A 25,298-nucleotide genomic window follows, 5' to 3' on the forward strand; every position below is an offset into this window, starting at 1 on the left:
TGTGCCTCAGCCGTCCAGGAGCCCGGTGAAGAACCCGATGGACGGGGCGTCGGGGGTTCCGACGAGGAGCGCTCGGTCGAGAAGGATGTTGTTGTGCTCGCAGCTCGTCTCGGGGAGCATCACGCAGGCGTGGCACGCGGCGAGGTTGGTACCACCGGTGCCGGACCTGCGCGACTCGATGCACAGTGGGTCGGACGAGCACCATTCCGCGCGACGCACGGCCGAGTGCAGGGTGTCCGCCAGGCGCTCGGGCTCACCCTGGGCCACCAGACCGCCGAGACTGCCCGCCGAATCGCTCGTGGCCGTGTAGATCAGCACGCCGGCCATGTGCTCGTCGGCGTAGAGCCGCTCGCGCAGGGCTGCCGCCGGGTAACCGGCGTCCAGGCTCCACTCGTTGATGAGCACGTGCGCCAGTGTGTGCAGGAGCACCATGCGCGGAGTCGCGGGAGACGTCGGGACGTGTCCCGGGTCCTTGGCACTCTGCTCCAGGAGCTTCTGATGAGCTGAGCGCATTCGCTGCACCCGGGCGGCCGTGGCCGCCTCCCAGGCGGCGAGACGCGCCTCGTCCAGACGGAAGAAGACACCCTCGCCGCGCACCTCCATCGCCGGCAACCAGTTCAGACCCGACGCGGAGAGAGCGGCCTCGTACGCCTCGGACGCCGACTCGGGTTCTGCGAGCCGGGTGAACGCCTTCAGGGCGCGCACCTCGCGCAGCTTCTTCACCAGCATGGGGCCGGTGACGCCCAGCGGGTTCAGGAGCTTCGGGTCGCCGACCGGGGGCTCGCAGACGAACTGCTCGTCGCGGGAGCGCTCGCGGTCGTCGTTGCCAGCACGCAGGCGCTCGTACTCCTTGTTGCGCAGGGCCTGGTAGCGGTGCTCGAAGGTGGGGGTCCCCTCGTCCTGAGGGTCCTCCTCGCGCTCGGCCTCGAGGAGTTCCATCACCTCGTCCACGGAGACCGGAGGGCCGTCCGGGAACGCTCCGTAGAGGAAGCCCTCGATCGCTGCGCGACCTTCCAGCTTACGCAGCAGGGGCCAACGGTCGGCGAGCGGGTCGGCGCGGCCGTCGCTCCACGGCGGGATGGACAGCGCGGACTTGAGGACCGGCTGCCAGGCGGAGGACGAACCGCGCTGGATCGTGCGCGCGGTTTCGGCGCAGGACTGCGCGGGCACCGAGGTGCCGAGCCAGGGGCGGGTGCCGCGGCAGCGCAGGCCGAGGTCCTTCAGCGCGTTCTTGCGGAAGGAGCCCTCCATGGACACCTCGGGAACTCCGCAGGTGCACGAGACCAGGACCGAACGCAGCGACAAGCTCCGGCCCGAGGAACGCATCTTGAGCGTGCCGCCGCACGAGCCTGCCGTGGCCCCGGATCCTCCGCCGCGCTCCGACGAGCGGTGGACCCAGTGCCAGTACGGGAACTCGTCGATGTGCCCAGCCTCGCAGGCCACGACGAAGCGGGAGGGCACCAGGTCGACCTCGCAGGTCCCGCACACACTGCGACCGGCCGGAGAGTTGAAGGCCTGGTGTCGCTGCAGGTCCTTGCACTCGGGGCACGAGTGCATGACGGGGAAGCGGCGGACGCGCAGGCCGTCCCTGCTGCTCTCGTCGGACGCGGGAGGCAGCCTGAAGTGGCCGACACCCAGCAGCCGGGACAGACGCTGCTCATGGATGCGAGGGGACTCGTCGCGGTTCCAGTGTTCCTCGGCATCGTCCAGTCCGGAGACGATGAACGACTCCTGGTCGACGGCGATCATCGCGCCGACGCCGTAAGTGGTGATCGCCTGCGCGCGACGGACGGCGCCGCGGCGGCGAAGGTTGAGAACGGGCGTGGAACCGTTTCCGCCGGTCCTGCGGCGACGGGCGGGGGGCGGGGTCATCGGGAAGCCTCCATGAACAGGGCGGACTCGGCGTCGACGTCGCGCAGGCTCCACAGGGTGCGCCACGCCTCGCGGTCCTCGGTCTCGTCGTCGTACGGCTTCAGGAGCGAAGGGATGCGGCTGCCCGGGACGGGCTCGAAGAACAGGCCGCCATGGATCTCGGCCTCGGCGCACCACCGGTCCACGATCTTGTCGAACTCGCGTGCGGTGACGGCTACTTCGCTGTAGGCGACCTTGGCCACACGGGTGAGCAGCAAGTCCCTGATCTCTCCCCTGAGGCGGTGTTCGTAGTCGGCGACCCGGCCGGCACCCTCGTTGGCTCGGGCGGCCGGGACGAGGATGCGGGCCAGCGCGACGACGACCGCGTGCAGCCCACGCTCCCGGGAGCGTGCTGAGAACGGGGTGACCGAGGTGGACTCGACCTCGCGGTAGAGCGCGGAGTGGAAGCGCTGGAAGTTCTCGTAGTGGGAACGGTCGCGGGAGCGCGCCGAGTTCAGCATCACGGCGACGAGCCCGGGGTGCGCGCGGCCGACACGGCTCGTGGCCTGGATGTACTCGGCCGTGGTCTGCGGCTGACCCATGACGGCCATGAGACCGAGGCGGTCCACGTCGACACCGACGGCGATCATGTTGGTGGCGAGGAGGACGTCCACGGTGTCCTCGTCGGGCAGTTTCTTCTCGATGCCCTTGAGTCGGGCCGGGATCTCGCTCGCGTCGATCCGGCTCGTCAGCTCCGAGTAGTTCGCCACGGACCGGACGTCGACGCCTTCGCGCGCGGCGAGCAGTTCCAGGTAGGCCACGACGTCGTCGTGGACCTGGAGCTCCGCGGCGGACAGCAACCGCAGGCTGTTGAAGTAGCCGACGAGGCTGATGTACGCGTCGCGCACCTCGTCCTCGGTCCGTGCGTTCTTCGCCCGGTGCAGCAGCGTGGCGTACGTACGGATGAGCAGGGTCGACTGGCTGGTGCCAGGGGCGAACAGACCCACGTACCGGCGGCTGGCCTTGTCCTCGCGCGGAGTCTCGACGGCGAACCAGGAGTCGCGGGCGTCCAGACCGGCCGGCGGGAACTGGCGGACCTCCCGGTCGAAGAGGTTGGTGCCCTGATCCTGTGCCCGTCGGATCGTCGCCGTGGAAGCGATCACCTTGGGGCGGCCCGCCCAGGGGCGATCGGGATCGGTGGGGAGCGAGGCGAGGGCGTCGACCGCCGTCTCGTACAGGCCCGTGAGAGTGCCCAGTGGGCCGGAGATCAGGTGGAGTTCGTCCTGGACGATGAGCTCCGGGGGCGGAGTCGCGTCGTCCCGGTCACGGTTGAAGAGCGCGGCTGTGGCCGGCCGCCACGGCATGGACGCGAACTTGTCCACGGTGGCGATCACCAGCGTCGGGCGTGCCGCGTACACGGCCTCGTCGACCATGTGCACCGGCAGCCCGTCCGCGAAGTCGCAACCCGTGCCCGGGCAGCGTACGAACATCCGTCGGGCCTCCAGGTCCGCGTCGTAGTTCCGCGCGTCGAGGCGGGTGCCGCACCACGGGCAGGCGTGCAGCTGGACCGGGTTCTCCTTGGCGAGACGCTTGTCCAGGTCGGCACGGAGCTCCGCGAGCTTCTTGTCGGCGCTGTCGAGAGTGTTGGGCGTCGCCGACTTACCGACCCACATCCCCAGGGAGAACTCCTCGTCGCCCAGCGTCGACGGGTCGGCGCGCCGCATCCGCTCCATGGCGCACAGCAGGATCGCGGCACGCTCGAACTGCTGGAGCGTGAGCAGGCGCAACGTGTAGCGCATCAGGACCGTGACACCGCCGCCGTCCGCGCCGAGGCGAATACGACGGAGGAAGGAGGTGAGCGCGATCAGGCCGAGGTACGCCTCGGTCTTGCCACCGCCGGTGGGGAACCACAAGAGGTCCGAGAAACCGCGGTCGGTGTGGTCCTGGTCGTCGAGACCTGCCAGACACAGCAGCATGAACGCGATCTGGAAGGGCCGCCAGTGCCCCGCCTCGGGCTTCGGGGCCCCCTGCCGGCCACCCTTCACCCAGGCGCTGCGCGCCCGCTGCTCGGCCATGGCCCGATTGGCGAGCCGGAACGCCTGCATCAGGTCCGGCTCCGTGCCGAGCAGGTCGATGCCCTCGCGGATCCTGGCCAGGGCCTCGCGGCAGTCGCTGACTCGTTCCTGCGCGGGCCCGTGGTGTGCCTCGTCCTTGAACGTGGCGGCCTCGAACTCCTTGGCCTTGATCCAGTGCTCGTAGCCGTCGGAGAGCGCCCGCAGGGCGGCGAGGACCTCGGCGTCCGGGCGCTCGGCCAGGCCGACCATGGACAGAGCGGAGGTGTCGATCTCCGGGTTGGAGTCGGTCAGCAGCACCTCGACCGAGGGCACGAACGAACTGCGTACCTCGGGGACCGCGGCCTCCCGGGACTCGCTGATCCCGACCGGCGAAGGGGTCCAGTCCCATTCGGCGGCGCAGCCGTGACCGACCGCGAAGGTTGGGGCGTGGCGGTGCAGCAGTCGGCTGGTGGCCACTTCGGGGTCGTGGGCGGCGGTGTGCGCCCTGCGCTCGACGACGGAGCTCGAGCCGTCGGCCGAGCGCACCGTCAGGCCGCACTGAAAGAGCGCGAAGGCGTCCTGGAGCTCCCGTTCGCCGACCTTGTTCTCGTTGACCAGGGTGACCGTGACCGTCACCGTTCCGGTGATCGGGCTGGGACGGCGGACGATGAGACGGAGCATGACGTCGGAGCCCAGAGAGATCTCGACGTTCGGGTTCGGCGTCGTCACGTCGATCGGAGCGATCGGCGCGAACTCGAGTTCCTTGCGGCGCCAGTGCTCGCGCTGGTCGGAGGTGGTGCGCGCCTCGGCGCGACGGGCGGAGACCGCCTTGCCCTCGGCGTTGATCGGCTCGTACATCGCGGCCCGGACGTCCACGCGGATCGAGCCACAGATGTGCGGGTCGACCGCGAAGCTCAGGCCCATCGATGACGGACGCCGGCTTCCCGCCGTGTCGGGCTCCGGGGCCGTCATCGATTCGTCTCCGTCCGCGCGAGCGGAAAGGGGCGTCTCGTCGTCGCCCTCGTGCTCGTCGGCGTCCTCACGAAGAACCCGTTCCGAGGCGGCGTCCGACGGCATCGGATACAGAACACCGGACAGATAGCGGTCGATCGGGGCATCCTGGGTCAGCACCTCCGCCCGGTCCTCGGGTGCCGCGTCCGGGACCGGGCCGAACAGCTCACGGCGCAGTCCCACAAGCAGTTCCTCGTCGCGGACCCGATAGTGCTCGGCGTGCCGGCCTGCAATGTGCGTCATGCGAGCTGCTCCTGCTCCTCGTCCGTCTCGCTCTTCCGATACCAGCCGATGCCGGTGATGCGCGGGGCGATCCACACACCCCGGTCGCCCAGCCCGGCGTTCGCGCCGGTGGCGGTGCTGCCAGACACCGTCTCCAGCGTGTCCACCCGCAGTTCACGGATCTCGTCGGGCCACCAGGGATCCCAACCGCGATTCACCTTCTGCACCTGGTACAGCTCCTGCGTGAACCTCTCGGACGCCTCGCCGATCTCGCGTCCCTCGTGCAGCAGGACGTACGGCGGGCTTTGCCACTCGCCGAGGGGGAGGTCGTGCCGCCTGCGCAGGACGACCTCGTCGCCGGGCCGGACCTTCTCCAGGAGGTAGGTCTGGGTCGCGACGGCTTCGACCTCGCCCCCGGACGGGGCGTCCGGGGATACGTCGTGGGCGCCGGCCACGATGCCGTACCGGTCCCACGACTTGAATCCGCCGACGTACTGTCGGCCGTTCCTCCGCTTCTCGGCGCGCTTCACGATCGGCAGCCGCGGGCCGTCCATGAAGTGGAGGTCCGCCCGCGCGCGGGTCATCGCCACGTAGAGGGCCCAGGCCTCGGCCCGCATATCCAGGTTGTCCTTGAACTGCTTGCGCAGCTCGGCGACGGTCGGCGGCGTCAGCACGATCACCCGGTCGAACTCGAGGCCCTTGGCCCGGTGCGTCGTGGAGACGGTGAGCCCTGCCGTCTCGGGGTCGGCCGCCTCGTCCGGGAAGCGCCGGTCGGCGACCGCGCGGCGCAGCCGGTCGAGGTCGACCACGTTGCGCCCGGGGCCGCGCGCCACACGCCGCAGCACGGTCCACAGGACATCCGCGTTCGGATCGTACGGCAGCGGGATCGAGGCGAGCAGCGAGCGGAACCTGTCCTCGGACAGCCCGGACGCCTCGGTCCGGCGCAGCAGTTCGGCCACCCAGTACGGCACGGGCCGCTCCTCCAGGGACCGCCGCAGCCGGTGCTTGACGCCGTTGGCGTGCAGCAGGCCGGAGACGACGAGAGCCTGGCGGTTGTCGCGGGTGAGGATGGCTGTGGTGCCGTCGGAGGTGCGCAGGCCGTCCAGGGTGAACGGATCGGTGAGGTCGGCCATCCTGTTCGCGGGCGTGAGCAGCAGCTCGCGCAGTTCTTCGAAGAGGGTCGCGGCCGCGTCCTCCTCGGCGATCTCCTGGAGCGGGGGACCGACCGCGAGCGCGGCCCGGGCCTCAGGAGTGGTGGCCCGGAAGTTCTCGGTCAGGCGCAGCTCCACGAGGTCGTCGAGGAACGAGGCGCGCAGCCAGGCGAAGAAAAGACCGGTCTCGTCGGCGCGCTCGGCCGGGTCCTCGATCTGAAAGCCGTAGACGAACTGCGCGGCGTCGCCGACCACGGTGAAGCCACAGCTCCGCTGGTACACGTCGAGCAGGGTCTGGACGAGTTCCCTGCGGTCGCCGACGAGGTCTTGGACCTCGTCGATCACGACATGGGCGGGGGGTACGGCGTCACCGGCCTCCAACGCGCCGGCGGCGATCGCGTCGGCCGCCGTCCTGATCCGCTCGTCGAAGCCCGTCGCACTCCAGTCGCGGTCCGGGTACGCCTGGGCGACGATGCTGTAAGCCCAGGCGTCGAAAGTCTGCGCGCGGACGCGCCTGGCTCGCTCCCCGTGCCGGGCGATCCGCTCGCGGAGCTCACGTGTGGCGGCCCGGGAGAACGTCAGCACAAGAATCTCGGAGGCCTCCAGAGCCTCCTCGGGGTCCTCGTGCCCGCACAGCTCGTCGAGCCGGCGCACCAGGGTGTGTGTCTTCCCGGCGCCTGCCCCGGCGGTGACCAGGACGCGTGCGTCCCAGGGCTGCTCGACCACGGCCCGCTGCTCTTCGGTGAGCGGAGGGGTGTCGAGGTAGGCGTCGGTCACTTACGGCTCCAGAGGTGTTCGAACTCGGCGAAGGCGAGGTCGGTATCGAAGTTCGTGATGTTGTCGCTCACGTTGAGAATCAGGCAGGTGTCCTTGCCGCCGTTCTTGGGCCCGCGCAGGCCACGCCCGATCATCTGCTGGTAGACGTTCTTGCTGAAGACCGGCCTGGCCACGACCACGACGCGGGTGGCCGGGGCATCGAAGCCCTGGGTGAGGACGCCGTAGTTGGTGAGCACGCGGATTCGATTGTTCCGGAAGTTCTCGATGCGGGTGCGGCGGTCCTGGGTGCTGGTGGTCGAGTCCACAGCAGCGGAGCGGATACCGCGGTCGTTCAGCATGGCAGCCAGGTACTTGGCGTGGTCCACAGATGTGGCAAAAAGCAGAGTCGGCCAGTCACTTGGCAGCGCGGCCACCGCATCGACGATGCGACGGCTGCGCGCGTGGTCGTCGGCGAGCCTCTGTTCGGCGGACCGGGAGAGCATCGCCATGGTGTCGGCGTGGCTCTTTTCGTCCCGAGTCAGTTCGATCTGGCCGCCTTCCAGAGTGCGGTGTTCCACCTGGGCGAGCATTTCCCATTTCTGGAGATCCCGATACGGGTCGCCGGAGGGGAAGACGCCCTCGTCGAGCCGGCGGTTTCCGAAGCGGCTGACCAGGCGACGCGTCTCGTCCTCGTTGTTGTTGCGGAACGGCGTCGCGGTCAGGCCCAGGAGATGGCGCTCGGTCTCGTACTGCGTGAGCCCGAGCCGGCCGAGGATCTCCGTGTAGCGCTTGGAGACGGCGGTGTGCGCCTCATCCACGATCACCAGAGCGGCTTGCCGCAGCCAGTCGTACTGGTCCGTGCCGAGGCAGCGTTCCAGCTTGGCGTCCGTGGCGACCACGAGATGCGGGTGGTCGACCACGTCGCCGACCTCGTTGCTGCCCCACAGCCGACTGATGACGAGAGGACGCTCCGCTCCGACTTTGCTCCATACGAACTTCCAGCTCTGGACGGCCTGTTCGCAGAGCTCTTCGGTCTGCGCGATCCACAGCAGCGGACCTGTGAGATCCCTGACTCGCTTGACCCAACGGATCACGGCCTCGGCTGTCACACGCGTCTTGCCCGCGCCCGTGGGCAGTGACAGCATGCCGCGCTGCGGTGCGAGGCGGTCGAGCATGGTCGTGACGTTGCGGACCAGGTCCTCCTGGTAGTCGTGGAGGCTCGGGAAGTCCTGGGGGCCGTCGATCGTCTCGAAGGGAGGAGGCGAGGGTGTGCGCGATCCCGCGAACGACACCGGGAGCCTGAGATCGGAGACGAACGCGATCGCGTTGGACGTTCCGGTGTAGCTGCCCGGGGCATTGGGGAACCGCGCCTGGACGTCGCGCGCGTGCTGCTGGAGCACGCCGTCACCGTGCGAGTTGAACGCCATCTGCGCGATGCGGCGCGGGGTCGGCTCGCCGTCCCCCTCCTGTATCTCAGCCTCGACGAGCCCTTCGGGCAGGCCTGCGCGCAGGGCGTCCGCACCGATCAGCAGCTCGATCTTGGTGACCATGTCCTGTGCCTCGCGTACGGCCTTCACGGCGGCCTGCATCGCGCTGTCCCGGGCCATGCGCTCTTCGAGCTCCAGCACGGCACGGCACCCTTCGGCGCGGAGCCCGAGCCCGAGCCCGGTGTCGATCAGGGCCAGCATCGGTGCGCGCTCCAGCGGCACCCGCACCTTCACGACGTCGCCCTGGCGCACGGCCTTGAGGGGTGCCGAGCGCGTTCCGTTCGGAGTGCGGATCACCTCCTCCAGCTCACTGCAGCGCTGGACGGAACTGGAGCGGTTCGTGCTGTTCAGACGCTGGCGCAGCCCCGGGTAGAGGTCGACGAGGAGCACCGGATCACCGTCGGGGACCTCACGCGTCTCCGTGCTGATCACGTCGGCGTAGCGGAGCATGCCCCACCGCTCGACCATGAGCTCGGCGTCGGCAGCAGACGGGACCAGGAGCGCGGGAAGCTGCTCTGCGCGCAGCGCGCGATATTCGGTCGTGTCGACGGCAAGCGTGATCTCGTCGTCGGGCCGGGCGCCCCACGTGTCGCCGATGCGGCATCGTGTCAGGGAGTCCTCGGGGAAGTCGGCCTCGAACCGGGTGAGCATTACGTACGTGGCTCCGACGAAGACGTCGTCTTCGCTGCGGGCCACCGCGTCGAGCAGCGACTGCCAGAGCTGGGGCGGCACCTCGTCGACCGTGACGGGCAGATGGAGCTTGCGTGCCTTCTCCGGAGAGATGTCGGCGACGGGCAACACATCGTGGTACGAGGCGAGTTGTGGCCCCACTGCCTCTTTGAGCGGCTTCAGGCCCTGGGTGGTCCCGACGACCCCGTACTTCCGCAGCATCCACCGGATGGGAGAGGGAACCGCCTGCCGGGTGTTCGCCTGCGCACCGAACTGGCGGGTCCAGTTGTCCACCACGGACTCGTCGGGGAGAGCCTTGAGGAAGTTGGCCCGGGACTCCTCGGACATGGCACGGAAGAGGTGCAGAGGCCCACCGATCGGCGCGCCCTCCAGCTTGAGCCGATTGATCGCAGGTCGAGGAGCGCGACTGTCCAGCCCACGCAGATGCGAGGCGTGGACGGCTTCCCGGTAGTCCTGGAACCACTCTTCGTGCGTGCTCGGTCGGACACCGCTCGACGGCTTCGGACGCAGCCCGACCTGGGCGAAGAACGGAAGGTCGTCCGAGTGGAACACGACGTCGACCGCGATCTCGGGATCACGGCTGACGTCGACGACGGGACCGGGCAGCATGCAGTCCACGATCGGCCGGAAGCGGCCGTCACCGGTCCGGACATGCAGTGTGTCGCGAGGGTCGGACATCCGCTCCAGCACCTTGTAGGTCTGCTGCCTGATGCCTGCCTGGCGGAACAGTTCCCAGAAGCGCTGCCATTCGGCTTCGCCGTAGTGGTCGAAGCCCTGATCGAGGACGCTGGTGAACCGACCTTCGACGTCGGCTTCCCGAACCCCCAGGACGTTGAGCTCGTGCGTCAGTTCGCTGTCCTGTGCCAGCGCGTCGACCACGTACACCAGCGACTCGCGCAGTCCGCCCTGCTCGGTGCGGCGGAAGACCTTGCCGTGCATGGGCGCGACGAATCCGTGCTCCTCGGTGAGGATGACACGCGCCTTACGTGCCTCTTCGGCCTCGGGGCGCTTCGACTCCACCAGAGCGGCGAGGATCTTGATCGCCGCCTTGGACGACTCGGCTGTGCCGCACTGCACCAGAGCTTCCAACCACTCACGCACACCTGCGCGTTCCTGGCGCCGCTCGCCGAGGATGTGCTCCACCTTGCCGGAACGAAGCGTGTCCGCGTCGGCGCTGGGATGCAGCCAGTTCGACGGACGGCCCGGGCAGTCGTGCCAGAGTCCCAGCCACTTCGCCTTGTCCTTCGCGTCCTTGAACCGGGGAGGGGCCTGCAGATCCGCCGGGTTGCGCAGAGTCCCGTCCTGGTCCGGCAGGGACGGACTGCTCGCGGCACGGTTCCAGATCTCGCGGGTGAGGAACTCGTCGGCCCAGCTGATCGACTCCTTCACGCGGCCGGGCAGCAGCGGCAGATAAGCGGCGGGATCCTGCTCCGGAGCGAGCGAAGGAAGGGAGTCGACGACGAGACGCGCGGCCACCCGGATCATCTCCTGGTTGAACGGCGAGGAGTCCAGCAGGTTCTGGCGGTCCTCGTTCGTCTTCCAGGCCCCGTTGAGAACGCCGCTCAACGTCATATCGTATTTGGTCGGGAAGAAGGACCAGAACCGACCGCGGCCACGGGCGTTGGCGGTGTAGAGGCCGGTCGACGGGTCCTCGGCCAACGCCGGAACGGCCCAGGACAGGTCCAGCGCGACGCGGTCGTGGAGCTCACCGGCGTCCGCGCGCGCCGCCGGCCCAGGCTCGTGCGTGGTGGTGAACACGCGCCAGGAGGTTTTGGCGACGGCCTTTCCGGTCCGCTCTTCGTCGATGGTGTGCAGGTCGTCCGACTGGTGAGAGGTCAGAACGCGACGCAACACAGGGCGAGGCCTTCGGTCCTCCAAGACCACCTGGCCGACGTGCGGGGAGAACAACTGGAAGCCGACAGGGAATTCATCACGGATCTCGCCATGGTTCTTGGCTCGACCTCCGTGCATGTCCCGGCCCAACCGATCGTCGGCGCCGGCGAGCAGCGGGAGGCGCACCACGGTGGTCGCCCAGGTCAGCAGCTCCTTCAGCACGGGGTCGGTGTTTCGTTCAGTCGGCATGTCGAGAGGGCGGGCCATGCGAAGCACCGGTGCATCGAAATTCTCTCCGTACCGGTCGGTGACGCCCGGAACGGCGTTGATTTTCTCGTAGGACCAGGACCGATCGAATCCGAAGCTTCCTGACTTGCTGAAGAATTCAGGCGTGTCGGTCACGACAAGAACGGACTTCACGCCCACGCCGAAACGGCCGATCTGACCTCCGCGCTTTTTGGACATGCTCATACGGAGAATTGTCTCGGCGCCCTCGGGGGTGACGGCATCACCTTCGTTGGCGCAGTAGAGATGTGTTGCTGTGAGAACGACCTGAATCCTTCCGCCGGGTGCTGCGGAGATTTCGTCAGCGGCGTTCTGGACGAGTTCGAAGAGCTGTCTGTCCCCGTATCCACCCTGAGTGATTCGACGCTCGCCGTTCGCGTGCTCGGCCACGAGGCCGGGGTCTACGGAATAGGTCTGAAGGACGCGTGAGGACTGCTCGAGGACGGTCTGAACGACCCGCTGGTCTGAAGGCTGCACGGCTGCTGCGCTCCTGGTGCGTCAAATGCGTTGAAGACTGGGATGGAGGTGGGCCGGCCGCCGAAACGTGTGCGGCCGGCCCACCGGAGCGGGGGAGGACTCGACTGACGCGCCCTCCTCCAGGGGAACGGCGTCAGATGTCCCTGGAGGGCGCGTCAGGCCAGTCCTCCGAACGGTCCTCGTCCCCCTGGACAGGGGACTGCAGGTCCTCGGGGAGCCTCTGGATCGACTCTGCCAGGCCGGGGTGGTGGTGCGGAAGGGAATCCTCGGACAGCTCGTGGAGGTCGAGGATCTTCTTCGCCTCGGCCTGTCTGCCCTCCATCAGGATGTCCAACTCGATGGCGCTGAGCTCCCGGGAGGAGAGGATGAAATTGTCATCACTCGGTTCAATCATGAAGCGCGTTGCCTCTTTTTCTTAGAAGTGGCGGCGAGTTGATTTCAGGCATGAGTCATCTGCGGGAAGATTTCTCGGTGGCTGTGTCCGAGGGTCGACTGAACACCAAGCCGACCAGGGGTGGCGGTCGTCTTGCCGGTGGATCCTGTCGATTCGGGGAAATGATTCTTCGGACGTCTTGGTTTTCGGTGTGTGGATACACCTCTCCCTATGCCGCACGCCGCCTCTTGTTGGAGGTTTGGCCGAGCGAGATGCACTGCATCGCCGTCGAAGGTAGCGGTGCCGGGGGTCGGTGCGCAACCTTCAATTCGCCCTGGAGTTCGGCGAGTTGAGGTGGCTGTGTGGAACTGACGCTTCCGATTTTTGGAGGAGGGCGGATCGACAAGAAAGGGATATATCTGGACAAGTGGACTGGGTCTTCAAGGGGGAATCATGAAAGAGCCCTGGTCAACCGGCAGTTGACGTTGGGTGTGGTGTCAAATTACGCTGCGGGATCATCCGGTCACATGTGGTCTGGCCGGGGTCCCGAGAGAGGAGCAGCGGAGCGTGGAGACAGGCGAGGAGTTCGGGCCCTGGTTGGCTCGACAGCTCAAGTTCGCGGGGAAGTCGCAGGCGGAACTGGCGGACGAACTCAAGCTCACCCGAGCTGCGGTCTCCGCCTGGATCACCGGTAGGTCGACCCCGCGTCCGACGGTCATGACGGACATCGCGAGGGCGCTCGGCACGGACATCGGCACGGTGCACACCCGCACCACCGACACGCAGTCCGGCCTGCCGGTCACCTGGTACCACCGTCCTGGATACCCGGACGGCGGCCGGGACTTGGGCAACGCGGCCGCGTTCGCCTTCGACGCCGACGTGCAGGTGCTCGCCCGCGAGACCTGTCAGAACAGCCTCGACGAGCGCCTGCGTGAGAACGGCCGGCCGGTCCGTGTCCGCTACACCCTCCACGAGCTGACCGGCGACGCACTGGACGACTTCCGCGACGCCATCCTCTGGAACGACCTGTTCCCGCACTACTCGGCCGTCTCCGACGCGTCCGGGAATCAGAAGGTCGGCCGCGTAGTGGACTCGGGTGTCCGGGACATGTACGAGCAAGGGCGGCTGGTCCTGCTGCGGATCGACGACTACAACGCCTCCGGGCTCACCGGTGACGACTACGGCGACGGCAAGTTCGCCGCCGTCGTAAGACGTCAGCTGGAGAGCCTCAAGTCCGGCCCCGGTGCGGGAGGTTCGTACGGCCTGGGCAAGGCGACCCTGTGGGCCACCAGCGCGCTCGGCCTCGTACTCATCAACTCCACTCTGTCCGCCGCGCACGAGGGCCGTACCGAGCGCCGGGTCATCGGGCGACTCGAACTGCCCTGGCGTGAGGTCGACGGCGCACCCTATGCCGGTCCTGCCTGGCTGGGTCGCCCCGACCCGGACACCCCGGGCGCGGCGGTGGCCCGCTCCTGGTGGGCCGACGAGGCGGAGGTGGAGCGGCTGCACCTGACCCGCGAGAGCGATGAACCCGGCACCTCGTTCCTCGTCGTCGGCGCGCACGACGTCGCCAGTCTGGACGCGTCGACCTCCGGGATCGACGACGACGTCGACGAAGCCGACGACGAGGGCACGGACCCGCGCAACATCGAGCGCATGCATTTCCGGCTCGTGGAGGCTCTCGGCCGGGACTTCTGGGCGGCGATGACGGGTGGTGGTGGAAGGCTTCCCCTGCTCGAAGTCTTCGTGCGGACCATGCGAAACGGCGAAGTCGTCGTGCCCGAGGAGCAGATCGACCCCTCCGCCGAGCAGCCGGCCCGCACCCGCGCGCTGAAGGCGCACTACGACGGCGCCACGGTGGAGAAGCTCACCGAGGCGGGGCAGGTCGCGATGCGGCAGATCCCGCTCAAGCTGCCACTGTCCGGCGGGGCCCGAGGATCGCTCGGCACCCACCAAGGTGTCCTCCTGCTCACCGACGCGGAGGAGAACGACCACGGCGGCAAGAATCAGGTCCACTCCCTGCGCGGAAACCGGATGACCGTCAAGCGGTCCAGGGTCCCAGGGCTGCCACTCGGGGTCAACCCCTTCCAAGCGGTGCTCCTGCTCGGAGACGCCGCCGGCGAGACAGCCGCCTTCACCCGCGAGTCCGAAGACTTCCTGCGCGCCGCGGAGCCCCCTGAGCACGACGGCTGGGGACAGACCGACGAGCTGACCCTGAGGTGGTCCCCGGCTGCGTACCGACGGATCAACGCGCTCACCGCCGAGGTCAATCAGGCTGTCAAAGATCTCGTCGCACGACCCAAACGCGGGAGTACGGAGGGCGGTGCGGCGCTGCGGAAGGCGCTGACCGTGAAGGCGAAGCCCAAGGCCAAGGCGCCGAGCGGACCTGTCGTACCCGTATTGGACACGCTGGAGGCGGAGATCGGCGACGGGGGAGACTGGCGGATCACTGCCCAGGTGACCATTCCTCGCGGCGACGAGATCACGCCCATGGCGCCGATCGCCCAACTCGACGTACGGTCCGGCGGCCGTCCCAACCTGCGGTGGGCTGAGCTGGAGGGAATCGAGGGTTGCGAGGTGGTCGACGGCACCCTCCGCTTTGCCCCCGGCGCCCGCCGAGCCACGTTCCGTGGTGCCACTGACGTCACCAGCCACCCCGTCCGGACGGCGCTCAGCCGCCTGGTCGTCGAACTCCGCACCGGCAAGCGGGAGGACGCGTGAAGGTCTACCCGTACAAGCGGCTCAACCGGCCGATCTCCCTCCGGGTGACGGCGGTGTCGCTCAAGCTCACCGACGGTACGCGGGACCCGCTGGAGACCAGTGCCTTTTCCACTGCGCAACGGGCGGTCGCGCTCGGCACAGCCGGTCACAACAGCTGGGTGAGCGCCGGCCTCCGGGTCTCCGCGACGATGCCGCCCGGGGCGGACGCGGATGACGCACCCTGGTCCGAACTCCGTGTTCTCGCCGTGCTGACCGACGGCGAGACCAACATGCGCACCTGTGTGGAGCTGGCGCGTGACACGGAGGACGGCCGGGACTGGTCCGGCACGGTGGACGTGCTCCGGGACGACCACGCGGGTAGGGCATCCCTGTCAGCCTTCGCCGTCGGTACCGTCGACGCGGTGCCGGGCCGCGTGATCGCCGAGAGCAGCGCGAACTGGATTGTCGACACGCTGTCCGACGACCCGGTCAGCGAGCTCCAACTCAGTGTCCAGAAAGCGCCGTTCAGGACGAGCGCACGGGAATGGTTGCGCGCCTACGCCGATGTGCCGTGGATCGTCGACACCTCGGCGCGCCTTCCCACGGTCTTCGTGAACACGGACGTCGACGGATTCCTCGGCCTGCTGGACAGCGTCGGGTCCGGTGTCGAGAGCAAGGTCAGCGACCTGCTGATCTCGCAGATGGCCACCGATGTCTGGAGCGCGGTCTTCCACAGCGCCCTCGGAGACCTGGAACTCGACGGTGGTGACCCGGTGTTCCCCACCGACTGGAAGGGTGAGGTGCTGCGGGAGATGCTTCCCGATGTGGTCCCCGGCCTGCACGTCGAGGACGCCCTGCGCCAGGTCCACCGCCGTCGCACCGGCGACTCCGGCTGGGCCGAACTGCAGACCCGTATCCACTATGCGGCGGTGCGCCGCTCCGACACCACGAAGGCACTGAGCCACGCCATCCGGCGGCTGGAACAGATGAACCGAGAGAGCGCGACGTGATCAACAAACCGAACCACGTGCCCGATCGTCTCGGGCTGTTGGACACTTCCGCCGCCGACCCGTTCCTCACCGAGGGACTGTTGAGGGGCGAGGAGGTGCACGGCGGGATCGATGTCGCCAAGGTGGTGGAGCCACTTGCCGAGGACGATGCCAGATGGGCCGTGGAGCCCGTCCGTGGCCTGGTCGAAGATGCCATGCACGAATTCGCCGCGGATCGGGCCCGCGCGGACGCTTGGCTCGCCCCGCGGCTCCACGCCACCCTGAGGCTGACGCGCCGCGAGGCAGCCGACAAGCGCCTGTGGAACCACATGGCGGTGGCGGTGGCTCCCGAGTACGTGGTGTGGCGGCATCTGCCGGGAGCGACCGTGAAGCGGAGGGATCGGCGAGTCGCGGCAGAGCGCTTCCTCGGCTCGCCGGACCGGCAGTGCTTCTCACGTCTGTGGTGGGCGGCGGAACTCTTCAGGAACGGGTCCGACTACGCGCCCGTCGAGACAGCCTGCAGCAACCAGGACCTCATCCACAGCGTCCTGCGGAAAGAGCTGATCGACCATCGTCCGACAGCCCAGGCCCTGGTCCGGCTCCTGCAGAGCGGAACCGTCACCACGGGCCGGGAGATCGACGGCCTGAGCGTCGCGATCAACGCGGCCGGGGCGACGATCGTCTACGACGCCTTCGCCCCGGACGGGCCTCGCGATCCCGAGTCCCTGCGCCGCTGGATCGCGGAAGCCGAGTCGGCGCCGCCGGTCGGCCGTTACACGCTTCCGGAGGGACCGGACGAGGATCCCGCGCCCGAGGAGTCCGTGGCTGGTCTCACCAAGTACTTCGCGGAACTGTTCGAGACCGCGCCTGTCAGGGGTAGGTAGAATGCGGCTGATGGTGCTGCTGCACGCTCACAAGGCGTACTGCAGCACCATCCCGCGTGCCGCCTCCGACGCCTTCGTGCTCGGCCTGCCGGCCTTCGGTGAGGTCGGGCCGGACGGCGCCTTGTCGTCGGAGCGGGGACACCTGTCGGTGCAGCTGTCGGGCGCCCCGCAGCCGTGGCTTCGCCGCTTCGCCCGCTGTTCCTCCGTGGCGGCGATCCAGGGCTTGGCCATCAGCTCAGGTGACGGCGCCGGCAGCCCGAGGGCGGCACTCAGCAAGTGGGCGCCGAACAGCGGCGGTACGGCATTTCCCACCTGCTGGGCCTGGGCGGTGCCAGACCAGGGGTAGTCGGGCGGGAAGCTCTGCAGCATGCCGGTTTCGTTCATGCTGAACCGGTCGCCCTCGTAGACGATGTCCTCGTCCAGGTGCTGGAAGACGACGAAGCGAGAGATACGTCCGGTCACGGTGGTCGCCGGCTGCCGGTCGCTGCGTACACCGCGGCGTCCCGGATTGCCGGAGCTTCCGTAGTTCGAGCGCACCAGGAACGGCGTAGGGCGACCACGGTGCGAGCCGGCCGGATCACCGAGCGCGTCACCCATCGACCTCCAGGGCGACAGTCCGTCGGATTCCGGCGAGCTGAGGTCGAGCGTCGCCTGCTGTACCGCTTCCTCGGCCTTCGGGGCCGAGCCGCGGTTCCACTTCTTGGGCTCGTACGCCCGGTGGGTGGGAGCGGGAAGCGAAGGTCCGCCGAGCCCGACGCGCCGCGCGATGAGTACCGCGCGCTTTCGGGTCTGGGGCACACCGTAGGTCTCGGTGCCCAGGACGTCGACGACGACCTCGTACCGGGTGCCGTCAGGCAGACCCTGCTCCTGCAGCACCTTCGCGTACTGCTGCCAGAGCGCCTGGACGGCCGGAACCTGCTCCAACACGATGACGTCGTACGGCCGGTGCGAACGGTTCGGGCTCCGGGTGGCCTGGATCGCGTACCGGAGCGGCTCCAGGACCAGGGCGGTACGCGGGTCGCTGAGATTCCCCAGGGCCTTGTCGATGTCCTGATCCGAATCGCCGTGCATCAGGCGGTCGATGTAGTTCTTCACCTCGGCCAGGGCTTTCCGACCGGCGCCGCTGCCGGCCACCGAGTACGTCTGGCACGGTGGACCGCCGGCGAGGATGTTGATCTCGGGCGGCAACGACTCGAACTGTTCCCTGCGTACGGCGCTCACATCTGCGTGCAGTGTGTCGAGGCCAGCGGCATAACGGGTCAAACATGCACTTTTGTCCCATTCGATGCCAAGGCTCGGAATGTCGAGCGCGTGCGCGGCGACGTCGAGTCCACCCGGGCCGGCGAACAAGTCCAAGACGAAGGGCGTGTCAAGGATGGACTTGTGGGACGCCGTGCTGGTCATGGTGCCGAATTCTAGCCGGCCGGGAGGCATGCTGGATCCCCCTTGAGCGCATCCGCCACGGCCCCGCCCAGGGCCCGCCCGACGGGCGGTGGCAGAGCGTGCCCGATCTGGCGATAACGGGGAGTCTTGGGGCCGCTGATCGACCACGATTCGGGAAAGCCTTGGAGAGTGGCCGCCTGCTCGGGCGTGATCTTCACCAGGTACTCCCGTCCGCGCTCGGGATCCCAGACGAAGTCCTCGCCGGGCACCTGATCACCCAGGGTGTGCCCATTGACGCCCATGGTCGCCCACTTCTTCTTGGAGCCGGTCGGACCCAGATCGGCTCCCCCGCGGTTCTTGGAGCCGCCGACGAGGGTCGGCGCCGGTCGGTCCGCCTGTGCGGCCCAGCGGGCGGCGTCCGGCCAGCCCCGGGCGCTCATCGAACGCTGCAGAGCGGCGCCGACGGTCGTCGGCTCGTCCACTGTGGGAATCGGAGGACGGAACGCGTCACCGTGGCCTCGCTCGAGCGCCACGAGCACGCCCGACCTACGGTTCTGTGGGACCCCGAAGCCGACGGCGTCCACGACGAACCAGCTGAACTCATAACCGAGGTGCGCCAGTTCGGCGCGAGCGAAGTCCCGGAACGGCTTGTAGTCGTCCGAGTACGCTAGGTCGGGGACATTGTCGATGAGTACCGCCCGCGGCTTGATCGCATGGGCCAGAAAGATGGTGGCCCGCAGCAGCCGCTCTTCCTCGCCCGAATCCGGCCGGCCGACCGTCGCACTCGACTTCACCCGGGGGAGCCCCGCGGAGAGCAGATCCACGTCGTAGCTCTCGGGGTGCTCGATCGGGTCGAAGTCCAGGAGGTCTTCGAGCAGCACGTTCCAGTGCGGCCGATTGGCCGTGAGGGTGGCGACGGTGCGCTTGTCGTTGTCGAGCAGAAGGCGAGGTTCGAATCCGGCTTGCTCCAGGCCGAGCGCGAGACCGCCTGCTCCTGCGCAGACATCTACGAAGCTCAGCGCGCCCATGTTCCCCCGTCCCTCTGCTCATCGATCGCTGCTCCGCAGCACGACGGCTCTGATCTGCGCCGCCACGTCCTCCGGGTCCTCGTGCTCCCAGAACCGCAGTACGGTCCACCCCGCTGCCGTCAGGTGCCCGGTGGTCTCCCGGTCCCGCGCCATGTTCCTGTCCAGTTTCTGGCGCCACCACTCTACGTTGACCTTGGGCTGCGTCGCGTGCTGCGGGCAGCCGTGCCAGAAGCAGCCGTCGATCAGCACGGCGACCTTGGCGCGGGTGAAGGCCACGTCGATCCGACGCCGGGCCATCCCTGGCACCGGGTATTCCACGCGGTACCGCAGTCCCGCCGCGTGCAGCAGCCGCCGCACCGCCAGCTCGGCACCTGTGTCCTTGCTGGCCTGCCTGCTCATGCGGGCCGATACGTCAGGAGAGGAGGGTTTCATCTCGGTCACAGCCCTAGTGCCTCCCGCACGCGCGTCGTCACGATCAATGATCGCAGCGTCGCTCCTGCCCGAGTCGACGGCGCGGAAGCGCACCAGCGGACGGCCGCCGGTCGCCGCCGACACTGGGGCGACGAATGCGAACACCATGACGAGGTCGCGCGGATCGGCCGAACCGTCGGACGCGATCCGGGGCTCGGATTCCACCACGGGGTACAGCACCAACGCACCCCGAGGCGGCCGTACGTTCTCCTCGGCCGTCGCGTTCCCGTTCAGATACGTGGCGCCCGCCAGACGCATCGCGGCGGCCGCATGACGGGGCTCGCGGATCGCGCCGAACAGGGCCCCGCGACGCCGGGTCCGTCGGGCGAGGGAGAAGGGGCCATGGCCAAGGATCCGCGTATCAGGGCGGCACCGGGCCGACGTCTGCATCGGCGCGACCACGAACCAGTCGTCGAGTGTCGCAGCGGAACGAGTCCTCGATGCCTTCGGCGGTCAGCCGGCGCCCGGCGGCCCGGCTGCGCTTGGTACGGCTGATCACGGTCAGCGCCGACGCATTGGACAGAGAGGCGGCCTTGAGGCCTGTGCCGTACATGCCGAGTGCGCCGTCGCCGTAGTCCCGGCGACGGCCGACGGTCATCGCAGCGTCGAGTCCGGCGTCGTCCATGCCCGTGCCGTTGTCGATGATCAGGAGGGTGCCCTCCAGCCCGCCCAACCCCGTTCCCCCAGACGTCAGTCAGACCCCTGTGGGGTCAGTCCGTCGCCCCCACCCATGACACTCCCCATACCCCCGCCCCGACCCACACCAGCACTCCGCCCCCCGCTCCGGCGGCCACGGGATCGCGCGGCCTCGGGCCGCCAGTGTCGTGGCGTACTGCGGTAGCAGCGACGCATCTGTGGGGGACGAGGACTCCGACGCCGCGAACGCCTCGTACGACGGGACCGTGCCCGCGACGATTCCCAGGTTCGGTGTGCCCGAGGCCGCGAGTTCGCGGAGGGAGGACTCTATGGTCGCCAAGTGCTCTTCGTGGGACGGGTATTCGGAGGTAAGGGTCGGGTACGCGGCCAGTAGTTCCGTCAGCTCCGTCGCCGGCCAGTGCAGTACCGCCACCGGGAACGGGCGGGACAGGGCCTGCCTGTACGAGCCCAATTCCGCGCGCAGGCGCAGGATTTCGGCCTTCAGCTCCGCCGGGTTGTTCGAGCCCAGCGCCCACGTCCGCTTCGGGTCGTGGAGTTCGTCCAGGGACACCGCGGCCCGGTGGACCCGGTCGGCGAGGGCGTCCCACTCGTCGTGCTCCGCGCCGATCATGCGGCGCACACGGTGGCGGCCCAGGAGGAGCGGGTGCGTCTCGTACGGCGGGTTCGTGCGCTCCGCCTCCGGCAGGAGCAGCGTCAGGGCTTCCGTGAAGGACTCGTGCGCCGCTTCCAGTTCGTCGTGCGACTCCAGGGCCTCCGCCACGATCACGTACGCGGCCGGGTCCCTCGGGCCCGCTGTCCGGATGCCCGTGATGATCGCGTGGGCCTCCGCCTCGTGGCCGTACTCCCACAGGTTCGCGGCCATCAGGGCCTTCACCAGGTGGGGCTGCTCCAGCTCTGACGGCGGGCCGGCGATGAGCCCGTCGTACAGCGAGGCGGCGCGCTGGCGCGCGTCGGCGAGTTCGTAGTGCGCCGCGGCCTGGAGGAGCAGTTGCTCGGCGTCCTCCGGGTACAGGCCGGCGATGCGCTCCAGGCGCTCGGCTTCGGCGATGTGGTTGACAGGGTCTACAGGCTCGGCGGGCGTAGCAGGCGTGTCGGGGCGCATGGGTGACACCGTACTGCCGACCACCGTCACCGGCGCCAGGTCACCACCCGCTCGCGTAGCCGTCGCTTTCGTTCCATACGTACGCCATGCGCCCGACCACCACGGCCAGCGTGCCCGCCCACAGCACCGTCCCCGCCCACAGCCAGGCCACGCACGAGCGGTAGCGGCCGTCGGTGTCCAGGGCCGCGAGAGCGGGGTGCGCCGGGTCGAAGCGGACGCGTACGCGGCGGCCCTCGGGGAGCGCGTGGGCGCCCACCTCGTCGGGGAGCGCCTGTTCGTGTGCCGTGCCGTCGGGCGCTGTCCAGCTGACCACCGGATGCAGCACCGCGTACGACGCCTCGTTCGACGCGACATGGCCCGTCACCGTCGCGTCGACCACCGTGCCGGTGCTGCGCCGGAGCGTCTCGGTGACGAGTTGCAGCACCTGTGAGACGGCCAGGGCGAGTCCTGCGATGAAGGGGATCAGTGCGAGCAGCCAGAGGGGACCCATGGGGCGCGAGCTTAGGGTGCCGGCCCTTTCACTGGTGACTTCCCCTGGTGACTTCCCTGGTGAGTTACGGAGGCAGGGCCTATCTTGCGGCCGTGCGCGAGCCGAAGCGGAAGCGGAAGCGGGAGCCGGAGTGGCGGCGGGATCGGGACTGGGAACGGGACCGGGATCGGGAGCGTCAGCCGGTCGTCGTGCGGCAGGGGCCGCGCGCGGGACGCCGTGTGCCCGGCCGCCGCCCCTCGGCTCTACGCGCGGGACGCCGTGTGCCCAGGCGACGCCCCTCGGCCCTGCGTCCCCCGCAGGGGCGACGCCCCTCGACCCTGCGCCGCACCCTGTGGACCGGCGCCGAGGTCGCCGTCACCCTCGGGGTCGTCCTTCTCCTTCTCGTCGTCCATCAGCTGTGGTGGACGAATCGCGAGGCCAGAGCCGGGGCCGAGCGCAAGGTGCAGGCGCTGGAGCGCGAGTGGGCGGCCGCCCCCGCGGACGGGCAGGGCGACGGCGGTCAGGAAAGCGCCTCGGATCAGGCCGGTGACGACACCCCGGGCGGCTCCTCGGGAGAGGGGTCCGGTGGCGGGTCCGGGGGCCGGACATCCGCCGACTCCACCTCCGCCTCCCGGGAAACGCCCCGCTGGGACCAGGCCTACGCCGTCCTCACCATCCCCCGCCTCGGCCTCACCGTCCCCGTCGCCGAGGGCGTCGGGAAGCAGAACGTCCTCAACAAGGGCTACGTCGGTCACTATCCGGCCACCGCCCAGCCCGGCCGCGCCGGGAACTTCGCGCTCGCCGGGCACCGCAACACCCACGGGGAGCCCTTCCGGTACATCAACCGGCTGCGCAAGGGCGACGAGGTCCGGGTCCGTACCCGTAGCGCCGAGTACACGTACGTCGTCGACAAGACCCTCGCCCAGACCTCCGCGCGCGACGGTGGCGTCATCGCGGGCGTGCCGCGCAGCGAGGTCGTGCGCGGCGCCGGGTACAGCGAGCCGGGGTACTACATCACGCTCACCACCTGCACGCCCGAGTACACGTCCAAGTACCGGCTCGCGGTGTGGGGGAAGCTGCGGTCGATGCGGCCGCGGTGAGCGAGGGACGAGAAGCCGCCCCTTCATCTGATCCGGGCCCATCCTGTATAACGGGCAGAACGCCACAACACGTGGCCACGGACCGAACAGCGGGAAGGAGGGACGCCGGACATGACGCGCACCTGGGGCACGGCCCTGCGGCCCGCCGCCCTGTTGCTGTTCCTCCTCGTCGAGACCGTTCTCGTCGACACCGGCAGCCTCACCGCCGCCGTCGCGCTCGCCGCGACCGCCGCCGCGGGCTCCGCGCTCGCCGTCTGCTCCCTGCTCTCCGCGCGCTGCGCCCCCGCCGTGCCCCGCACCCGGGTCCGCACCACGATGCGCGACCGTGAGCAACGCACCGCGTTCCTGCCGCAGCGCGATCCCGACGCCCGCGGGCGCAGCCGACCCCGAGCACCCGGCCGTCTCCTCCTGACGGCCGCGTAGGGGACCCGCTCCACCCGCAGTCCCCCTACGGGCCGTCACGCCGATCGGCCGCCCTTCCCGGCGGTCTTCCGATTCCGGCACGACGGGACCCCCGGAGGGCTCACCCATGTCGACGTTCATGTCTGTCTTCGCCAGCCTGGTCGAGCACATCGCCGACCTGCTCGACCCGCTCTTCCACGCCTCGGCGACCGCAGCGGCGATCGTCCTCTTCACCGCGTTCGTACGCCTTCTCGTGCACCCCCTGTCCCGGGCCTCGGCCCGCGGGCAGCGCCAGCGCGCCAAGCTCCAGCCGCGCATCGCCGAGCTGCGCAAGAAGCACAAGAAGAACCCCGAGAAGCTCCAGAAGGCGATCATGGAGCTGCACAAGGAGGAGAAGGTCTCGCCGCTGTCCGGCTGCCTGCCGAGCCTCTTCCAGCTGCCCGCCTTCTTCCTGCTCTACCACCTGTTCTCGAACGGCAGCATCGGCGGCGAGCCCAACGCCCTGCTCGGCCACACCCTCGGCGCCGCGCCGCTCGGCGGGCGCTTCAAGGACGCGCTCGCGGACGGCGGGCTCTTCGGCGCGCAGGGCGTCGTCTATCTGGTCCTGTTCGCGATCGTCGCGGCGGTGGCGAGCTTCAACTACGGCCGTACGAAGCGGCAGATGGCGGCCCAGCCGATGCTGCCGGCCGCCGCGGACGGGCCGCAGGCGCCGGGCGCGGGCGCGATGGCCTCGATGACGAAGATCATGCCGCTGATGTCGTTCATGACGCTGTTCACGGTGGGCTTCGTGCCGCTCGCGGCTGCCCTGTACGTGGTCACGAGCACGACGTGGAGCGCCGTCGAGCGGGCCGTCCTGTACCGCGACATGCCCTCTGCCGCGGCGCTTGCTACTGCCGCGTAAAGGTCCAGTCCGTGAACGAGGTATTGCGGACTGGACGAGGACCTTGGACGATCGACCAGTCCTCCGATGGCTGCACCCGTCGCGAGGTCCCTCCTCGATCAAGGGAGTCTCAACCATGAAGCTGCTGCGAGTCGGTACCGCGGGGGCGGAGCGCCCGGCCCTGCTCGATGCCGAAGGTGTCCTGCGTGACCTGGGCGGAGTCGTCCCCGACATCGACGGGGAGCTGCTCGCCGACGACGCGGCGCTGGGACGCGTACGGGCCGCCGCCGAGTCCGGCGAGCTGCCCGTGCTCGACGCGGACGGCCTGCGGGTCGGCCCGCCGGTCGCGCGGATCGGCAAGGTCGTGTGCATCGGCCTGAACTACCACGACCACGCCGCCGAGACCGGCGCCGAGCCGCCGTCGGAGCCCGTCGTCTTCTTCAAGGCGGCGGACACGGTCGTCGGCCCCGAAGACACCGTGCTCGTACCGCGCAAGTCCGTGAAGACGGACTGGGAGGTCGAGCTGGCGATCGTCATCGGGCGTACGGCGCGCTACCTGGAGTCGCACGAGGAGGCCCTCGCGCACGTCGCCGGTTTCGCGGTGTCGCACGACGTCTCCGAGCGCGAGTTCCAGATCGAGCGCGGCGGCACCTGGGACAAGGGCAAGAACTGCGAGACGTTCAACCCGCTGGGCCCTTGGCTCGTGACGGCGGACGAGGTCGCGGACCCGCAGGCGCTCGGCCTGAAGCTGTGGGTGAACGGCGAGCTGAAGCAGGACGGCTCGACGGCCGACCAGATCTTCCCGGTCGCCGAGGTGGTCCGGTACGTCAGCCAGTTCATGACCCTGTACCCGGGCGACGTGATCAACACGGGGACGCCGGCGGGCGTGGCGATGGGGCAGCCCGAGCCGAAGCCGTATCTGCGGGCCGGGGATGTGGTGGAGCTGGAGATCGAGGGTCTGGGGCGCCAGCGCCAGGAACTCAAGGACGCGTAGCGCTCCGCGCGGGGCGGGGGAACTGCGGGGTCGTCGGCCGGTCGTCGGC

Annotated in this window: 17 protein-coding genes and 1 pseudogene; 7 read left to right on the forward strand and 11 right to left on the reverse strand. The window is 69.2% G+C overall.

Translation table 11 applies throughout. From position 1 onward, the window contains the following. Positions 1 to 6 precede the first annotated feature (6 nt). The 5 genes from drmB to CG723_RS15640 all read right to left on the reverse strand — a co-directional run bounded on the left by drmB (position 7) and on the right by CG723_RS15640 (position 12,211). A complete protein-coding gene (gene drmB, locus CG723_RS15620; protein WP_100594011.1) occupies positions 7 to 1,872 on the reverse strand; it encodes a DUF1998 domain-containing protein in 1,866 nt (621 codons plus the stop codon). Further along, positions 1,869 to 5,159 (reverse strand): helicase-related protein, encoded by a 3,291-nt coding sequence (locus tag CG723_RS15625; RefSeq protein ID WP_100594012.1) that lies wholly within the window; start codon positions 5,157 to 5,159, stop codon positions 1,869 to 1,871. The genes drmB and CG723_RS15625 overlap by 4 nt, the downstream gene beginning before the upstream one ends. Continuing rightward, entirely contained in the window at positions 5,156 to 7,066 is a 1,911-nt protein-coding gene (locus CG723_RS15630) for a UvrD-helicase domain-containing protein (protein ID WP_100594013.1), read from the reverse strand. The genes CG723_RS15625 and CG723_RS15630 overlap by 4 nt, the downstream gene beginning before the upstream one ends. After that, positions 7,063 to 11,817 (reverse strand): DEAD/DEAH box helicase, encoded by a 4,755-nt coding sequence (locus tag CG723_RS15635; protein ID WP_100594014.1) that lies wholly within the window; start codon positions 11,815 to 11,817, stop codon positions 7,063 to 7,065. The genes CG723_RS15630 and CG723_RS15635 overlap by 4 nt, the downstream gene beginning before the upstream one ends. Before the next feature lie 133 nt (positions 11,818 to 11,950). After that, positions 11,951 to 12,211: a hypothetical protein gene (locus CG723_RS15640; RefSeq protein ID WP_100594015.1), complete on the reverse strand. Its 261-nt coding sequence runs from the start codon at positions 12,209 to 12,211 to the stop codon at positions 11,951 to 11,953. Between the two features lie 546 nt (positions 12,212 to 12,757). Here CG723_RS15640 and CG723_RS15645 point away from each other — a divergent pair. From CG723_RS15645 to CG723_RS15655, 3 genes are read left to right on the forward strand one after another with little or no spacing between them, the layout of a single operon-like run. Beyond that, positions 12,758 to 14,911, forward strand: coding sequence for a helix-turn-helix transcriptional regulator (locus CG723_RS15645; RefSeq protein ID WP_100594016.1), 2,154 nt, complete (start codon positions 12,758 to 12,760; stop codon positions 14,909 to 14,911). Next, positions 14,908 to 15,900: a hypothetical protein gene (locus CG723_RS15650; RefSeq protein WP_100594017.1), complete on the forward strand. Its 993-nt coding sequence runs from the start codon at positions 14,908 to 14,910 to the stop codon at positions 15,898 to 15,900. The genes CG723_RS15645 and CG723_RS15650 overlap by 4 nt, the downstream gene beginning before the upstream one ends. Beyond that, the gene (locus CG723_RS15655) at positions 15,897 to 16,763 is read left to right on the forward strand and encodes a DUF6339 family protein (RefSeq protein WP_100594018.1); all 867 of its coding nucleotides are present in this window, start codon (positions 15,897 to 15,899) and stop codon (positions 16,761 to 16,763) included. Before CG723_RS15650 ends, CG723_RS15655 begins: the two co-directional genes overlap by 4 nt. Before the next feature lie 27 nt (positions 16,764 to 16,790). Here the strand turns inward: CG723_RS15655 and CG723_RS15660 are convergent, their stop codons facing one another. The 6 genes and pseudogenes from CG723_RS15660 to CG723_RS15685 all read right to left on the reverse strand — a co-directional run bounded on the left by CG723_RS15660 (position 16,791) and on the right by CG723_RS15685 (position 21,894). Then, positions 16,791 to 18,167 (reverse strand): DNA cytosine methyltransferase, encoded by a 1,377-nt coding sequence (locus CG723_RS15660; RefSeq protein WP_100594299.1) that lies wholly within the window; start codon positions 18,165 to 18,167, stop codon positions 16,791 to 16,793. An 11-nt stretch (positions 18,168 to 18,178) separates the two neighbouring features. Next, positions 18,179 to 19,174: a DNA cytosine methyltransferase gene (locus CG723_RS15665; protein ID WP_100594019.1), complete on the reverse strand. Its 996-nt coding sequence runs from the start codon at positions 19,172 to 19,174 to the stop codon at positions 18,179 to 18,181. Positions 19,175 to 19,192: 18 nt separating this feature from the next. Next, entirely contained in the window at positions 19,193 to 19,573 is a 381-nt protein-coding gene (locus tag CG723_RS15670) for a very short patch repair endonuclease (protein WP_100594300.1), read from the reverse strand. A 487-nt stretch (positions 19,574 to 20,060) separates the two neighbouring features. Continuing rightward, positions 20,061 to 20,300: pseudogene (locus CG723_RS15675) on the reverse strand (ATP-binding protein); the annotation flags it as partial. 39 nt (positions 20,301 to 20,339) lie between these two features. Next, positions 20,340 to 21,404: an SEC-C domain-containing protein gene (locus CG723_RS15680; protein ID WP_100594020.1), complete on the reverse strand. Its 1,065-nt coding sequence runs from the start codon at positions 21,402 to 21,404 to the stop codon at positions 20,340 to 20,342. Positions 21,405 to 21,444: 40 nt separating this feature from the next. Further along, on the reverse strand, positions 21,445 to 21,894 hold the full coding sequence (locus CG723_RS15685) for a DUF3592 domain-containing protein (protein WP_100594021.1): 450 nt from the start codon (positions 21,892 to 21,894) through the stop codon (positions 21,445 to 21,447). A 260-nt stretch (positions 21,895 to 22,154) separates the two neighbouring features. Here CG723_RS15685 and CG723_RS15690 point away from each other — a divergent pair, with 260 nt between their 5' ends. The 4 genes from CG723_RS15690 to CG723_RS15705 all read left to right on the forward strand — a co-directional run bounded on the left by CG723_RS15690 (position 22,155) and on the right by CG723_RS15705 (position 25,249). Continuing rightward, positions 22,155 to 22,973: a class E sortase gene (locus CG723_RS15690; protein WP_234374330.1), complete on the forward strand. Its 819-nt coding sequence runs from the start codon at positions 22,155 to 22,157 to the stop codon at positions 22,971 to 22,973. A 111-nt stretch (positions 22,974 to 23,084) separates the two neighbouring features. Next, positions 23,085 to 23,396 (forward strand): DUF6412 domain-containing protein, encoded by a 312-nt coding sequence (locus tag CG723_RS15695; protein WP_100594022.1) that lies wholly within the window; start codon positions 23,085 to 23,087, stop codon positions 23,394 to 23,396. Positions 23,397 to 23,502: 106 nt separating this feature from the next. Then, positions 23,503 to 24,276 (forward strand): YidC/Oxa1 family membrane protein insertase, encoded by a 774-nt coding sequence (locus CG723_RS15700; protein WP_100594023.1) that lies wholly within the window; start codon positions 23,503 to 23,505, stop codon positions 24,274 to 24,276. Positions 24,277 to 24,391: 115 nt separating this feature from the next. After that, positions 24,392 to 25,249: a fumarylacetoacetate hydrolase family protein gene (locus tag CG723_RS15705; protein WP_100594024.1), complete on the forward strand. Its 858-nt coding sequence runs from the start codon at positions 24,392 to 24,394 to the stop codon at positions 25,247 to 25,249. Positions 25,250 to 25,298 lie beyond the last annotated feature (49 nt).

Source organism: Streptomyces sp. CB01635, from assembly GCF_002803065.1.
Classification (GTDB): domain Bacteria; phylum Actinomycetota; class Actinomycetes; order Streptomycetales; family Streptomycetaceae; genus Streptomyces.